At 59.2% G+C, this 15014-nt stretch carries 13 protein-coding genes and 1 riboswitch; of the genes, 6 read left to right on the top strand and 7 right to left on the bottom strand.

Translation table 11 applies throughout. From position 1 onward, the window contains the following. Positions 1-59: 59 nt before the first annotated feature. Positions 60-713 (bottom strand): 3,4-dihydroxy-2-butanone-4-phosphate synthase, encoded by a 654-nt coding sequence (gene ribB / locus AFK63_RS01980; protein WP_038867846.1) that lies wholly within the window; start codon positions 711-713, stop codon positions 60-62. A 107-nt stretch (positions 714-820) separates the two neighbouring features. Further along, positions 821-1004, bottom strand: a riboswitch (FMN riboswitch). A 123-nt stretch (positions 1005-1127) separates the two neighbouring features. Between ribB and ubiK the strand changes: the two genes are divergently transcribed. Further along, positions 1128-1493: a ubiquinone biosynthesis accessory factor UbiK gene (gene ubiK, locus AFK63_RS01975; RefSeq protein WP_038867844.1), complete on the top strand. Its 366-nt coding sequence runs from the start codon at positions 1128-1130 to the stop codon at positions 1491-1493. 53 nt (positions 1494-1546) lie between these two features. On the opposite strand, the gene hldE is transcribed toward ubiK, so the two are convergent. The 3 genes from hldE to AFK63_RS01960 all read right to left on the bottom strand — a co-directional run bounded on the left by hldE (position 1547) and on the right by AFK63_RS01960 (position 7201). Then, positions 1547-2974 carry a bifunctional D-glycero-beta-D-manno-heptose-7-phosphate kinase/D-glycero-beta-D-manno-heptose 1-phosphate adenylyltransferase HldE gene (gene hldE / locus AFK63_RS01970; RefSeq protein ID WP_038867842.1) on the bottom strand — a complete coding sequence of 476 codons (1428 nt, stop codon included), beginning with the start codon at positions 2972-2974 and terminating at the stop codon, positions 1547-1549. A 67-nt stretch (positions 2975-3041) separates the two neighbouring features. After that, the gene (glnE, locus tag AFK63_RS01965; RefSeq protein WP_038867840.1) at positions 3042-5879 is read right to left on the bottom strand and encodes a bifunctional [glutamate--ammonia ligase]-adenylyl-L-tyrosine phosphorylase/[glutamate--ammonia-ligase] adenylyltransferase; all 2838 of its coding nucleotides are present in this window, start codon (positions 5877-5879) and stop codon (positions 3042-3044) included. Positions 5880-5899: 20 nt separating this feature from the next. Continuing rightward, positions 5900-7201, bottom strand: coding sequence for a CYTH domain-containing protein (locus tag AFK63_RS01960; protein WP_038867837.1), 1302 nt, complete (start codon positions 7199-7201; stop codon positions 5900-5902). Positions 7202-7450: 249 nt separating this feature from the next. Here AFK63_RS01960 and AFK63_RS01955 point away from each other — a divergent pair, with 249 nt between their 5' ends. After that, positions 7451-8065, top strand: coding sequence for a TIGR04211 family SH3 domain-containing protein (locus AFK63_RS01955; RefSeq protein WP_038867835.1), 615 nt, complete (start codon positions 7451-7453; stop codon positions 8063-8065). A 95-nt stretch (positions 8066-8160) separates the two neighbouring features. After that, on the top strand, positions 8161-9408 hold the full coding sequence (locus AFK63_RS01950; RefSeq protein WP_038867833.1) for a multifunctional CCA addition/repair protein: 1248 nt from the start codon (positions 8161-8163) through the stop codon (positions 9406-9408). A 5-nt stretch (positions 9409-9413) separates the two neighbouring features. Here the strand turns inward: AFK63_RS01950 and bacA are convergent, their stop codons facing one another. Continuing rightward, positions 9414-10232 carry an undecaprenyl-diphosphate phosphatase gene (bacA, locus tag AFK63_RS01945; protein ID WP_038867831.1) on the bottom strand — a complete coding sequence of 273 codons (819 nt, stop codon included), beginning with the start codon at positions 10230-10232 and terminating at the stop codon, positions 9414-9416. 124 nt (positions 10233-10356) lie between these two features. Continuing rightward, positions 10357-10716 carry a bifunctional dihydroneopterin aldolase/7,8-dihydroneopterin epimerase gene (folB, locus tag AFK63_RS01940; RefSeq protein ID WP_038867829.1) on the bottom strand — a complete coding sequence of 120 codons (360 nt, stop codon included), beginning with the start codon at positions 10714-10716 and terminating at the stop codon, positions 10357-10359. A gap of 107 nt (positions 10717-10823) precedes the next feature. On the opposite strand from folB, the gene plsY reads away from it, so the two are divergent. Then, positions 10824-11441, top strand: coding sequence for a glycerol-3-phosphate 1-O-acyltransferase PlsY (gene plsY / locus AFK63_RS01935; protein WP_038867827.1), 618 nt, complete (start codon positions 10824-10826; stop codon positions 11439-11441). Between the two features lie 40 nt (positions 11442-11481). Here plsY and tsaD read toward each other — a convergent pair whose 3' ends face one another. After that, the gene (gene tsaD / locus AFK63_RS01930; protein WP_053531552.1) at positions 11482-12495 is read right to left on the bottom strand and encodes a tRNA (adenosine(37)-N6)-threonylcarbamoyltransferase complex transferase subunit TsaD; all 1014 of its coding nucleotides are present in this window, start codon (positions 12493-12495) and stop codon (positions 11482-11484) included. Positions 12496-12742: 247 nt separating this feature from the next. On the opposite strand from tsaD, the gene rpsU reads away from it, so the two are divergent. Both rpsU and dnaG read left to right on the top strand, forming a co-directional pair. After that, a complete protein-coding gene (gene rpsU, locus AFK63_RS01925; protein WP_001144069.1) occupies positions 12743-12958 on the top strand; it encodes a 30S ribosomal protein S21 in 216 nt (71 codons plus the stop codon). Between the two features lie 112 nt (positions 12959-13070). Next, positions 13071-14816: a DNA primase gene (gene dnaG, locus AFK63_RS01920; protein ID WP_038867825.1), complete on the top strand. Its 1746-nt coding sequence runs from the start codon at positions 13071-13073 to the stop codon at positions 14814-14816. Positions 14817-15014 lie beyond the last annotated feature (198 nt).

Raw genomic sequence — 15014 nt, 5'->3', positions numbered from 1 at the left:
CCCGGTCAAACCGGGCTTTGCAGATATGGATTCAGGCCCGGCGCTCGCCGGGCTTTTTGTCAGCTCGCTTTGCGCTCCTGCGCCTGGCGATAGCTCACTAAATCTTCGATAGTCACTACCGGCATATTGTGTTCGCGGGCAAACGCGATGCACTCCGGCGCGCGCGCCATCGTGCCGTCGTCATTGGTCAGCTCGCACAGAACGCCTGCCGGTTTGAAACCCGCCAGCGCGACTAAATCGATGGTCGCTTCGGTGTGGCCGCCGCGGGTCAGCACGCCGCCCGGCTGCGCGCGCAGCGGAAAGACGTGGCCCGGACGATGCAGATCGGACGGCTTCGCGTCGTCGGCAATCGCCGCGCGAATAGTCGTAATGCGATCGGCTGCGGAAACGCCGGTGGTCACACCGTGCGCCGCTTCGATGGTGACAGTAAAGCCGGTGCCGAACGCGCTGGTGTTGTTTTCCACCATCATCGGCAGGTCGAGCTGTTTACGGCGTTCTTCGGTCAGGCACAGGCAGACGATACCGCTGCCGTGACGGATGGTCAGCGCCATCTGCTCAACGGTCATGGTTTCGGCGGCGAAAATCATGTCCCCTTCGTTTTCGCGGTTCTCGTCATCAAGCACCATCACCCCGCGCCCTTCGCGCAGTGCGGCGATCGCGTTTTCCACGCGTTCAAAAGCGGTGCCAAAAGCAGAAAGAAGCGTCTGATTCATGGTAAAGAAACCTCATTAATTATATGGATTACCAGAATCAGGGCGGTCTTAGGAGTGCCGGCAAGCGGCAAGCAAAATAACGTGAGTGGGCGTAAGCCCAGGCAGATCGTTACTCTCTCCCATCCGGACTTTAACCGTCGGCCCCGGAATTACACCGGATCTGCTGACCTTCAGAGAAACTCTGAAGCGCTCGCGGGCTTTCAGTTTACCTTTCGCCTCTCGCTTTCGCGCAAAAGCATGTAAGCCTGATTTACCGCCGGTGGGGAATTTCGCCCCGCCCTGAGAATAAGCGAGATAACTATAACGCCATTGATAATCGTCGGCAATGCATGAGATTCAAACATTTCCGGTTTATACCCTTCCGATCAGCGATTACAATTACTCTTCAGACCATACCAGATCAGGGAAACCGCTATGATTGACCCGAAGAAAATTGAACAGATCGCCCGTCAGGTCCATGAATCGATGCCAAAAGGGATCCGTGAGATCGGGGAAGATGTTGAGAAGAAAATCCGCCAAGTATTGCAGGCCCAGCTGTCTCGCCTGGATCTGGTGAGCCGCGAGGAATTTGACGTACAGACGCAGGTTATGCTGCGCACGCGTGAAAAACTCACGGCGCTGGAGCAACGTCTGGCTGCGCTGGAATCCCGCGGTACGGCGGCCTCCACTCAGGCAGAAAACCCTGCGGCGTCAACGGCAGGCAGCGCCAGCGCGCCGGTTACCGCCGTCACCCCGCCGCCCGCTATCCCGCCGGTCGATAGCCTCGACAAACAGGACTAACCGCGGTGACAACGCCCCCTGCCTGGCAAGGGGCGTTCGCCAGCCAAACCGCCTTAGCTGTTTTTCTGGATCTTTTTGATGATATTGGTGGTGGAACAGCCATCTTCGAAGTTCAGCACCATCACCTCACCGCCGTTGGCCCACACCTCTTTGCTGCCCGCAATATCTTCAGGCTTATAGTCGCCGCCTTTCACCAGCAGATCGGGCAGGATTTCGCTAATCAGGCGCTGCGGCGTGTCCTCTTCAAACGGCACCACCCAGTCTACCGCTTCCAGCGCGGCCAGCACCGTCATACGCTGCTCCTGCGGGTTCACCGGACGGGTATCGCCTTTCAGGCGCTTCGTTGAGGCGTCGCTGTTGACCGCCACAATCAGACGGTCGCCAAGCTTGCGGGCATTCGCCAGGTAGGACACATGACCCGCGTGCAGGATGTCGAACACGCCGTTGGTCATCACCACCTTTTCGCCGCGCTTGCGGGCCGCCAGCACAGCGTCTTTCAGCGCCGCTTCACTCATCACGCCAAAGCCGGTTTCTGAACGACCACGCACCGCGTTTTCCAGTTCTACCGGCGACACGGTCGAGGTGCCGAGCTTGCCAACCACCACGCCCGCCGCCGCATTCGCGAAGAAGCAGGCTTCTTCGAGCGAATTGCCGGACGCCAGCGTCGCCGCCAGCACGCCGATCACGGTATCGCCCGCGCCGGTGACATCATAAACTTCCTGCGCCTGCGTCGGCAGGTGGAACGGCGCTTTACCCGGCTGCAACAGCGTCATGCCCTGTTCGGAGCGGGTCACCAGCAGCGCGCTAAGCTCGAAATCAGCGATGATTTTCATGCCGCGCTCGACAATGTCCTGCTCGTTTTTGCATTTACCCGCCACCGCTTCAAATTCTGAGAGGTTTGGGGTCAGCAGCGTCGCGCCGCGATAGCGTTCGAAATCGGTGCCTTTGGGGTCGATCAGCACCGGAACGCCCGCTTTACGTGCCAACTGGATCATCTGTTGAACGCTTGCGAGCGCGCCTTTGGCGTAGTCAGAGAGCACCAGCGCGCCGATCTGCCCCAGCGCCTGATTGATACGCTCGTGCAGCGGCTCCGGATCAACGCCTTCGAAACCTTCTTCAAAATCGAGACGGATCAACTGCTGGTTGCGCGACAGCACGCGCAGCTTGGTGATGGTCGGGTGCGTCGGCACCGACACGAAATCGCATTTCACGTTTACCTGGGAAAGCGACTGGCTGAGCGCGCGCGCCGCGTCGTCAATGCCGGTCAGACCGACCAGACGCGAGCTGGCGCCGAGAGACGCGATATTCATCGCCACGTTCGCCGCGCCGCCCGGGCGCTCTTCGATAGTTTCCACTTTCACGACCGGCACCGGGGCTTCCGGTGAGATGCGGCTCGTCGGGCCATACCAGTAGCGGTCCAGCATCACATCACCGACTACCATGACGCCTGCGCGTTCAAAATCGGGCAGCGTTACTTTCATTCCTGACTCTCCTGAGAGACACCAAAATTTGCGCGCGATGATAGCACAGTTACGCGCAATCGCACTTTTACGCCGGGGCCAGCCAGCGCCGCCAGCTGTCACGCACCTGTTCGCGCTCCTGTTCAAAGGCGATCTGCGCCACGTGTCCTGGTTGCTCCTGCAATGCCAGCCGGTGCAGCTCATCACGCAGCGTGACATAGGCGTGGGTCAGCGCTTTCGCCTCGTCCTCACGCATAATGTCGTGCTGCGCCAGCAGTTCCAGAATACGCACGTTATCCGACCAGCGCGTCAGCTTCGGTTGTTCAGGCGCGTAGCGCAGCACCATAAACTGCGTAATAAATTCGATATCGGTAATACCGCCTTCATCGGCTTTGATATCAAAACGATCCCGGTGTTTGTTGCCGAGATGGGCGCGCATTTTTTCGCGCATTTCACGCACGTCGGTTCGCAGCGCGTCGCTGTCGCGCGGCGTGGCAAGCACGTCGCGGCGGATGGCGTCAAACTGCGCCTGTAGCGGTTTATCGCCATACACAACGCGGGCGCGTACCAGCGCCTGATGCTCCCACGTCCAGGCGTCGTTTTTCTGATAATCGGCGAAAGCTTCCGCTGTTGTCACCAGCATCCCCGCCGCCCCGGACGGACGCAGCCGGGCGTCCACTTCATAGAGAATGCCCGACGACGTGCGGGTGCTGAACAGATGCATGATGCGCTGCGCGAGACGCAGATAGAACTGACGCCCGTCGATTTCTCGCTCGCCGTCTGTCATCACCTCCGCCGGGCAGTCGTGCAGAAAGACTAAATCGAGATCAGAGCTGTAGCCCAGCTCCCAGCCGCCCAGTTTGCCGTAGCCGACCACCGCGAAGCCGCGGCCGTCGCGATCGCGCAGATGCTTCGGCTGACCGTAACGCGCCACCATTTGCCCCCACGCCTGCTGAACCACCGCGTCGATAATCGCTTCGGCAAGCCAGGTTAAGTGATCGCTCACTTTCATCACCGGCAGCGTACCGGCAATATCCGCCGCCGCCACGCGCAGCAGTTGGGCCTGTTTAAACTGGCGCAGCGCCTCAAGCTGTTGCTCTTCGTCATCGTCCGGCACGCGTAGCAGATACTGGCGCAGCTCGTCGCGATAAGCGTCCATCGCCGTCGGCTGATACAGCGTGTTCGGGTCAAGGAGTTCATCAAGCAGCAGCGGATAGCGCGCCAGCTGGCTCGCCACCATCGGCGAGGCGGCGCACAGGCGAATCAAATGCTTGAGCGCGCCGGGGTATTCGCTTAACAGCTCCAGATAGGTAGTGCGGGTAACGATGCCGGTCAGCAGCGGCGTGACGCGGGAGAGCGCCAGCGCCGCCTCATCAGGGCTGGCGCAGACGGCGCTCAGCAGATGCGGCATCAGATTATCGAGCACCTGACGCCCGCGCGGCCCGATGGTTCGCTTCTCTGTTTCTTTGCGAAAATCAGCCAGCGTCGCCAGCAGCCGCATCCGGCTCTCCGCGCCTAACGCGCTCAACACCGGCGTATCGTCGTCGGCGTCCAGCGCGTCATGCCACAGTTCGCGCCAGCCTTCGGTCAGCGACTCCTCACCGCCGGTCGGCTCTTCATCGCCGATAAGCTCGTTAAAGACCCGCCGCACGCCCGCCATATGGCGCTCAAGCAGTGCCGTGAGAGTCGCCCAGTCTGCCTCGCCCATCGCCCACGCCAGTCGCGCACGGTTCAGCGCGTCGCCCGGCAGCGTCTGGGTTTGCTCATCGTTGATGCTTTGCAGCAGGTTTTCGAGCCGCCGCAAAAAGAGATAAGCCTCGCGCAGGCAGGCGGCATCGTCCGGCGAGAGCAGATGCAATTGCTCAATCGCCTCAAGCGTCGGCAGCAGCGAGCGCTGCTGTAGCGACGGTTCGCGCCCGCCGCGGATCAGTTGAAACACCTGCACGATAAATTCGGTTTCGCGAATGCCGCCCGCGCCGAGCTTGATATTATCGGTCAACCCCCGGCGGCGCACTTCGCGGGCAATCATGCCCTTCATGTTGCGCAGCGACTGGATAACGCTGAAATCGATATAGCGGCGGAAGATAAAGGGCCGCAGCATCGCGCGCAGCTCCTGGCTCCAGGCGTCGTTGTTATCGCCCATGATGCGCGCTTTGACCATCGCGTAGCGCTCCCAGTCGCGCCCCTGCTCCTGATAGTAATCTTCAAGGGCGGCGAAGCTTAGCACCAGGGGGCCGCTGTCGCCGAAGGGGCGCAGACGCATGTCGACGCGGTACACAAAGCCGTCCTGGGTAGGCTGGTCGAGCGCTTTGATAAGCCGCTGGCCGAGGCGCGTAAAAAACTGGGCGTTATCCAGCTCGCGCCGTCCGCCCTGGGTCGAACCGCTTTCCGGCCAGGCGAAAATCAGATCGATATCGGAAGAGAAGTTAAGCTCGCCGCCGCCCAGTTTCCCCATACCGAGGATCATCAGCGGCTGCGGCACGCCCTGGGCGTTACATGGCGTGCCCCATTCGCGACAGCATGCGCTGTAAAGCCAGTCGCGCGCTGCGACAATCAGCGTTTCCGCAAGCTCACTGAGCTGCGTCAGGGTTTGGCCCGTGGTGACGCGCGCAAGCGTCTGGCTCCAGGCGATGCGCGTCATGACGCGGCGGCGGAACTGGCGCAGCGCACGCATCAGCGCCGCCTCGTCGTGAACGTCCGCCAGCGCCGTCTGCAGCCAGGCGCCATAATGGCGCCACTCATCCGCCTCAGGCGGCGTCGCCTCAAGCTCGTTAAGCCAGTCGGGGTGCGCGCTTATCGCCTCGCGCACGAAATCGCTGAAGGTCAGCACCGCGCGCGCGTCATCGCTGAGCGCGGCGGCATCGAAAGGCAGCCGCTCCACCACGGCTTGCCAGTGCTGTTGCAAAGGGAGTGAGAGCGGCGTCATGCGGGTTTTCCTGTCGTGGTTTACGGTTTCCCGCTGTGCCGCCAGAACGGCGCCTGCGAGATAGCCTCATTGCGGAAATGCTCAATCTCAATACGCTGGCCGGTTTCGATGGCGTGACGCAGCCCCTGCCAGTTGTCGAGCCAGAACAGCGCGACGGTTTCGTCATAGACGCCCGCCAGCAGACGCAGCGCGTCAAGCTCGCGCGAAAGGCGCGGCAGTTGATCGACATAGCGGTCGCCGAGCGGCTGACCAAAGGCGGCTTTCAGTTCAGCGGCGTGGCGCGAGAGGTTGATATCGGCAAAGCGTTTCCAGGAATCCGCCATTTTCTGACGGCCTCTTTCGTCGAGGAAAGGCTGCCAGCCGCGGAACACCAGCCATTCGGTGAGCGCGAGGCGGGCGGAGGCCTGAATGGCGCTGAAAGCGACCGTCTGGGCCGAAGCGTCGGTCGCGAGCGTCGCTTCGCACTGGGTTAGCAGGTCACGTAAGCGAGTACTCGCTTTTCGCGGCACGATACCGCCGAACAGCGCCAGCGTATGGCGCACCAGGGCGATGGCCTCGCGCACCTGCTGTTTCGCCTTGCCGTTGCCGCGCAGCCACAGCTCCTCGTGATAGAGCCAGTGATCAAGCGCCCATTCCAGCGACGCTTCAAGCCCCTGCTCCACATGAGCTTTCGCCGGCATCTTCAGCAGCGTTAGCGGACGCAGCGGGCGTTCAGCGTTGCCCTGCGCCAGATGGTAGCCGCGCGCCGCTTTGCTCAGGCTGCCCTGACGCAGACCCGGCTTCGCCACAAGCTGACGGGCGAATTTCAACACGTCCGCCGCCTGGCCTTCGAGCAGTTCAAGCTCCAGCTCGCAAATGGGCTCCGCCAGCTCGCCGGCTTTCACTTCGCCGCGGTCGAGCGCAAGTTCAATGCGGCTTTCGCCGTGAGTAACCACCCACTTTTCACGGGCGAAATCGGTGCTGAACAGTGGATGTACCGCGCCCTGCAATGCTTCGGGCGACAGGCCTTCCGGCCAGACTTCCGCAGGAAAACGCGCCAGCGCAAGCTCGGGCGTTTCCAGTTCAATGTTATATTCCGGACGCTGATGTAGCCCGCCAGTCGTGCGGCCAGCGACTTTCATGGTCATTTCATAACGGCCATTATCCCCGCGAATACGCAGCCCCATATCGTGACGGCGCAGCTGGTTGTCCGCGGTTTCGTAATAGATATTGAGCAGCTGGCGCGGGGCGCTGTGTTCAGCCTCAAGGGCGTTCAGCGCGGCGCGCAGCGCGTCAATCTGTTCCGGGTCGACGATAAATTTGAGTTCGATTTCCTGAGCCATGTCTCTGCTTTCTGGTTGGGTCACACTGAAGAAAACTCCAGCGAACTTAATAGCCTGGTATCTGTCAGTAGATAGTATTTTGCGAAAAATTGCCACGTTTGAGGCTTTTTGACGCACGCAAAAAGCGAAATTTGCCGCGGTGGCGGGCGACGGGCTGACCAGGAAGATTCCCATTCAGGTTTACGCTTTGCATCGTCAGACTGATGCCACTACTATCGTTCCACTTTCAACGACAATAACGACCAACTGATGCACAAATTACGTCTGATTTGCTTTTCCCTGCTTGCGCTTAGCGTCTCTTTCCAGGCCGCTGCCGAAGAAAAACGCTATGTTTCGGATGAACTCAACACCTGGGTACGTAGCGGTCCGGGTGACAATTACCGCCTGGTCGGCACGGTGAATGCCGGCGAAGAAGTCGCACTGCTGGAAAGTAACGGCAAATATGGACAGATTCGTGATACCAGTGGCCGCACGTCCTGGATCCCGCTGGAACAGCTCAAGAGCGAACCCAGCCTGCGCACCCGCGTGCCGGAGCTGGAAAATCAGGTTAAGACCCTGACGGATAAGCTGAATAATATCGACACCACATGGAATCAGCGCACGGCGGAGATGCAGAAGAAAGTCGCCGCCAGCGACGGTATTATCAACGGCCTGAAAGATGAAAATCAGAAGCTTAAAAACGAGCTTATCGTGGCGCAGAAAAAAGTGAACGCCGCCAATATTCAGATTGATGATAAACAGCGCACCATCATCATGCAGTGGTTTATGTATGGCGGCGGCGTGCTGGGCGTTGGTTTGCTGCTCGGTTTGCTGCTCCCGCATATGATCCCAAGCCGCAAGCGCAAAGACCGCTGGATGAACTAAACCTCTCAGGGCAGCGCCCGCTGCCCTTTTCGCTCCCCATCTCCTCTACACTTAACGTATTATCTGTCGGCTAAATATGAGTCGGAGTGGAATGCGTGAAGAGTTATCTGGTTGGTGGTGCGGTGCGTGACGCCCTGTTAGGGCTGCCGGTAAAGGACAGGGACTGGGTGGTGGTAGGTGCCACACCCGCCGAAATGCTTGAGCTGGGGTATCAGCAGGTCGGGAAAGATTTCCCGGTGTTTCTGCACCCGCAGACCCATGAAGAGTATGCCCTTGCGCGCACCGAGCGGAAATCCGGCCAGGGTTATACCGGCTTCACCTGCTACGCCGCGCCGGACGTGACGCTGGAGCAGGATTTACAGCGCCGTGACCTCACCATTAACGCCATCGCTCAGGATGACGCGGGCGAGTTTATCGACCCTTACCACGGTCGCGCCGATCTCAAAGCGCGCCTGCTGCGCCACGTCTCGCCAGCATTTAACGAAGATCCGCTGCGCGTGCTGCGCGTGGCGCGCTTCGCTGCCCGCTACGCGCATCTCGGCTTTCGCATCGCCCCGGAAACGCTCGCGCTGATGCGCGAGATGGCGGAGAACGGCGAGCTGGAACACCTGACGGCGGAGCGCGTCTGGAAAGAAACCGAAAACGCGCTCACCACCCGTAATCCGCAAATTTATTTCCTGATGCTGCGCGAGTGCGGCGCGCTGAAAGTGCTGTTCCCGGAAGTGGACAAGCTGTTTGGCGTTCCGGCGCCAGCGAAGTGGCACCCGGAAATCGACACCGGCATTCATACGCTGATGACGCTCTCAATGGCCGCGATGCTCAGCCCGGCGGTGGATGTACGCTTTTCCGCGCTGTGTCACGATTTAGGCAAAGGGCTGACGCCGCCGCATCTGTGGCCGCGCCATCACGGCCACGGCCCGGCGGGCGTGCGGCTTGTCGAACAGGTGTGCAAACGGCTGCGCGTGCCGAACGACATTCGCGATCTCGCAAAGCTGGTGGCGGAATTTCACGACCTTATTCATACCTTCCCGGTGCTGAAACCGCGCACTATCGTGGGCCTGTTCGACTCGATAGACGCCTGGCGCAAACCGCAGCGCGTCGAGCAAATAGCGATCACCAGCGAAGCGGATGTGCGCGGACGCACCGGGTTTGAGGCGAAAGACTATCCGCAGGCGCGTCTGCTGCGCGAGGCGTGGGAAGTGGCGCGCGCGGTGTCGCCTAAAGACGTGGTGGAGGCGGGTTTTACCGGCCCGGCGATCCGTGATGAGCTGACCAAACGGCGTATTCGCGCGGTGGCTGCCTGGAAGGAGGCGAGATGCCCCCAGCCAGCGGCTGAGGGCTAAGACGATTACATGAAGACCGCGTAAACGGCGGCAGCAACGATGAAACGATAGATAGCGAAAGGAATAAACGAGATACGTTTGATGATGTGCAGGAAGGTTTTGATCGCCACCAGCGCCACAACAAAGGCGGTGACAAAACCGACCGCGAACATCGGCAGATCCGCCATCGTCAGAAAGCCCATGCTTTTATAGAGATCGAGCGCGGTGGCGCCCATCATCATCGGTACGGCCAGCAGGAAAGAGAACTCCGAGGCCGCATAGCGGCTCACGCCGACCAGCATACCGCCGGAAATGGTCGCCCCGGAGCGTGAAAAGCCCGGCCAGAGCGCAAGGCACTGGAAACAGCCAATGAAAAACGCCTGGCGGTATGTCATATCGTCAAGGCCCGGCGCCTTCGGCTCTTTGGGTTTGAAGAGTTCTGCCGCAATCAGCAGCACGCCGCCGACCACCAGCGCGTACATCACGTTGATTGGGTTAAACAGCGATTTAATGAAATCGTGGAACAACAGCCCCAGTACCACCGCTGGCACCATGCCAAGCAGAATGTGAACAAGCGACAGACGGCTTTTGCCGACGCCTTCATGCGGCGGATGGCCGAAGTGAATGCCGATTAACCCAAACAGACGGCGCCAGAACATGACCACCACCGCCAGGATGGAGCCCAGCTGGATCACCACTTCAAAGGTCTTCGCGGTGTCGCCTTCAAAGCCCAGCAGATGGCCCACGATGATCATGTGTCCGGTGCTCGACACCGGCAGGAATTCAGTGAGTCCTTCCACAATGCCCAGGATCGCCGCCACCAGCAGCGAGTGCATATCAGTCATTCAGTAAACCCTCGTACCCCAAAATAAGCGCTAAAAACGCGGCCATTAGCGCAACGGCCGCGAAAGTTCCTGCATTATGACCGGTATACCCGCGTTTGGTTTAATCATTATGAATTTAAATGTTTTAATTCGGATTATTGCTACGCTCAATCATTACGCCGACATTCGCGGCCTGCGCGACCGCGCCTGGCTTGCTGAGTTTAATGCGCACCCAGGGGGCGTTGAAGCGCGTCAGAATCAGGTCGGCGACCTCTTCCGCCACACGCTCCACCAGCGCAAAACGACCGTTGCCGACATGCTCCAGCACCGCCTGCGTCACGTCGGCATAGCTCAGGCAATCGCGCACGTCGTCACTCGCCGCCGCCGCGCGGTTGTCCCAGCCAATTTCGATATCGAACACCAGCTTCTGCTCGATAGTCTGTTCCCAGTCGTAAACGCCAATAGTGGTGATTACCGAAAGTTGCTCTATAAATACTATGTCCATCACGGCCCTGCCTGTTTTTAGCCCCGCCGGATACCACTTCCGGCAAAATATGCGTATTATCCACAGATGCAGAGAATACAACGACATTTTCACAACGGAACAGCGTTATGAGTGCAATCGCGCCTGGAATGATCCTCCTCGCGTACCTTTGCGGCTCGATTTCCAGCGCCATTCTGGTCTGCCGCATCGCTGGTCTGCCCGATCCTCGTGACAGCGGTTCCGGCAACCCCGGGGCGACCAACGTCCTGCGGATTGGCGGCAAGGGAGCAGCCGTAGCGGTACTGATTTTCGACGTGCTGAAAGGCATGCTCCCGGTCTGGGGCGCGTATGCGCTGGGCGTGACGCCGTTCTGGCTGGGGCTTATCGCCATCGCCGCCTGTCTTGGCCATATCTGGCCCGTCTTTTTCCATTTTCGCGGCGGCAAAGGTGTCGCGACCGCGTTTGGCGCCATCGCGCCTATCGGCTGGGATCTCACGGGTGTGATGGCGGGCACCTGGTTTCTGACGGTGCTGCTGAGCGGCTATTCATCGCTGGGCGCGATTGTCAGCGCCCTGGTGGCGCCATTCTACGTCTGGTGGTTTAAACCGCAGTTTACCTTCCCGGTGGCGATGCTCTCCTGCCTGATTTTATTACGTCATCACGACAATATTCAGCGCCTGTGGCGCGGCCAGGAAACCAAAATCTGGAGCCGGTTTCGCAAAAAACGGCCAGAAAAAAAGGAGTGATGATTCACTCCTTTTTCTTTATGACGCTTGCCTGAATACGTTACGCCGCAGGCAGCTCCGCCAGCGGCCAGCGCGGACGCACCGTCACCCCAAGCCCCGCTTCGCCTTTCGCTTTCAGTCGCACCATACCCGCATACGCGATCATCGCGCCGTTATCAGTGCAGAACTCCGGGCGCGCATAGAAAACGTCGCCGCCGCGCTTTTGCATCATCTCCGCCAGACGCGCGCGTAACGTGCGGTTGGCGCTCACGCCGCCCGCCATTACCAGACGCTTAAAACCGGTCTGATCCAGCGCCCTGCGGCATTTGATCATCAGCGTATCCACCACGGCGTCTTCGAACGCGCGCGCGATGTCGGCGCGGGTCTGATCGTCGGTGCCGTTATCGCGAATGGTATTCGCCGCGAAGGTTTTCAGGCCGGAGAAGCTGAAATCGAGGCCCGGACGGTCGGTCATCGGGCGTGGGAACGTAAAGCGCCCCGCAATGCCCTGCGCCGCCATCTTCGACAGCATCGGGCCGCCAGGGTAATCAAGGCCCAGCAGCTTGGCGGTTTTATCGAAGGCTTCGCCCGCGGCGTCGTCGATAGATTCGCCGAGCAGTTCATACTGGCCGATACCGGTCACGCTGATAAGCTGCGTATGCCCCCCGGAAACCAGCAGCGCCACGAACGGGAATTCGGGCGGATTCTCTTCCAGCATCGGCGCCAGCAGATGGCCTTCCATATGGTGTACCGGCACCGCCGGCACGTTCCAGGCAAACGCCAGCGCGCGGCCGACCGTCGCGCCGACGAGCAGCGCGCCCACCAGGCCCGGCCCCGCGGTATACGCCACGGCGTCGATATCCTGCGCCGTCAGGCCCGCTTCTTTTATAGCGGCCTGGATCAGCGGCACGGTTTTACGCACGTGATCGCGCGAGGCCAGCTCAGGCACTACGCCGCCGTAGTCGGCATGCAGTTTTACCTGACTATACAATTGGTTGGCTAATAACCCGTTTTCATCGTCATAAATGGCGATGCCGGTTTCATCGCAGGATGTCTCAATTCCCAGTACACGCATGGTTTTTTTACCTCTTTCGCCTGCCGCGCAGTGTAGGGCCAACGGCTGCGGATGTAAAACTTTGCTCAACCCGGGCGGCCAGATAGTGTATAATGCGTGCCCCTGGAATAGACCGCACAAAAACCGCGTTTCTGGTCCTGGCGGTGCTTTACAAAGCAGCAGCAGTTGCAGTAAAATTCCGCACCATTTTGAAATAAGCTGGCTATCTGATGCCAGCAGAACCGAATTAATCAAAGGTGAGAGGCACATGCCGGTAATTAAAGTACGTGAAAACGAGCCGTTCGACGTAGCACTGCGTCGCTTCAAACGTTCCTGCGAAAAAGCGGGTGTTCTGGCGGAAGTTCGTCGTCGTGAATTCTATGAAAAACCGACTACCGAACGTAAACGCGCCAAAGCTTCCGCAGTGAAACGTCACGCGAAGAAACTGGCTCGCGAAAACGCACGCCGTACTCGTCTGTACTAATTCCTCAGGGGATATTGTCCCCTGACACAGACAGAGTAGTAGTTGTAGAGGCCGTGCTTCCGAAAGGAATGCGCGGCTTATTCTCGTTTATGGGCTGATAAAAACGGGGCTTATGGCTGGACGAATCCCACGTGTCTTTATCAATGATCTGCTGGCTCGCACCGATATCGTCGACCTGATAGACGCACGGGTAAAGCTCAAGAAGCAGGGCAAGAACTACCACGCGTGCTGTCCCTTCCATAATGAAAAAACCCCCTCTTTCACCGTAAACGGCGAAAAACAGTTTTATCACTGCTTCGGCTGCGGCGCGCACGGCAACGCTATCGACTTTTTGATGAATTACGACAAGCTCGAATTCGTTGAAACCGTCGAAGAACTGGCGGCCATGCATAATCTGGAAGTTCCGTTCGAAGCGGGCAGCGGACCGACGCAAATTGAGCGCCATCAGCGCCAGACGTTGTACGAACTGCTGGATGGGTTGAACGGGTTTTATCGTCAGGCCTTACAGGCGCAAAACGCAGAGCCGGCACGTCAGTATCTGGCGAAACGCGGGCTGAGCGAATCCGTCATTGAGCGCTTCGCCATCGGCTATGCGCCGCCGGGCTGGGATAACGTTCTCAAGCGTTTTGGTAACAATAGCGAAAACCGCCAGTCGCTTATCGACGCCGGCATGCTGGTGACCAACGATAAGGGCCGCAGTTACGACCGCTTCCGCGAACGGGTGATGTTCCCCATCCGCGATAAGCGCGGGCGAGTAATAGGCTTCGGCGGGCGCGTTTTAGGCGATGCGCTGCCCAAGTATTTAAACTCCCCGGAAACCGAGATTTTCCATAAGGGCCGCCAGCTGTATGGCCTTTATGAAGTGCAGCAGAGTGACCCGAACCCGCCCCGCCTGTTGGTGGTGGAAGGCTATATGGACGTCGTGGCGCTGTCGCAGTATGACATCAACTATGCGGTTGCCTCGCTCGGCACTGCGACCACGGCGGAGCATATTCAGATGCTCTTTCGTGTCACAAACAACGTCATTTGCTGTTACGACGGCGACAGAGCAGGCCGCAGCGCCGCGTGGCGCGCGCTGGAAACCGCGCTGCCTTACATGACGGACGGACGTCAGCTACGCTTTATGTTTCTGCCCGATGGCGAAGACCCGGATACGCTGGTTCGTCAGGAAGGGAAAGCGGCGTTCGAGGCGCGGATGGAGCAGGCTCAGCCGCTCTCTACGTTCCTGTTCAACAGCCTGTTACCGCAGGTGGATTTGAGTACGCCGGACGGGCGCGCGCAGCTGAGCACACTGGCGCTGCCGTTAATCAGCCAGGTGCCAGGTGAAACGTTGCGCATCTATCTGCGTCAGGAGTTAGGCAATAAGCTCGGTATTCTGGATGACAGCCAGCTCGAGCGGTTGATGACCCGGCAGGCAGATAATTCGCAAACGCGGGCCGCGCCGACGCTAAAGCGTACAACCATGCGTATACTGATAGGATTACTGGTCCAGAATCCTGAGCTGGCGCCATTAGTGCCCTCTCTGGCGGCGTTAGATAAAACAAAGCTGCCTGGACTGGAGCTCTTTTCGGAGCTGGTCAATACTTGTCTTTCGCAGCCTGGTCTGACCACCGGGCAGTTGCTCGAACATTATCGCGGCACAAAAGAAGCCGCTACCCTTGAAAAACTCTCAACGTGGGACGATATAGCAGATAAGGATATCGCAGAAAAAACGTTCACCGACGCGCTGGATCACCTGTTTGATTCGGTACTGGAGTTGAGATTAACAGAATTAATAGCCCGCTCACGCACCCAGGGACTTAGCGCGGCGGAGCGCGAAGAAGTGCGCATCATTACCGAGGCGCGCGCAAAAAAATAAATTCCGCGGCTTAATTGCCGATTGACGATCGGGTGCACCCGAGAGCCGTACTGCCGGGCAGCGGCAATAATAAAACAGCCCGCAACGCCCTGTGGAGTTCATGTCGCTGTCAAAGCGTTCAGGCATTGTTATTGCCGTCGCTGATAACACGCCGTGATATGAAACCCCGGGCACACGTTATTGTTGGCGGCAACGCCT

Source organism: Cronobacter muytjensii ATCC 51329, assembly GCF_001277195.1.
GTDB classification, from domain to species: Bacteria; Pseudomonadota; Gammaproteobacteria; order Enterobacterales; family Enterobacteriaceae; genus Cronobacter; species Cronobacter muytjensii.
This window is presented reverse-complemented; position numbering and strand designations above follow the sequence as displayed.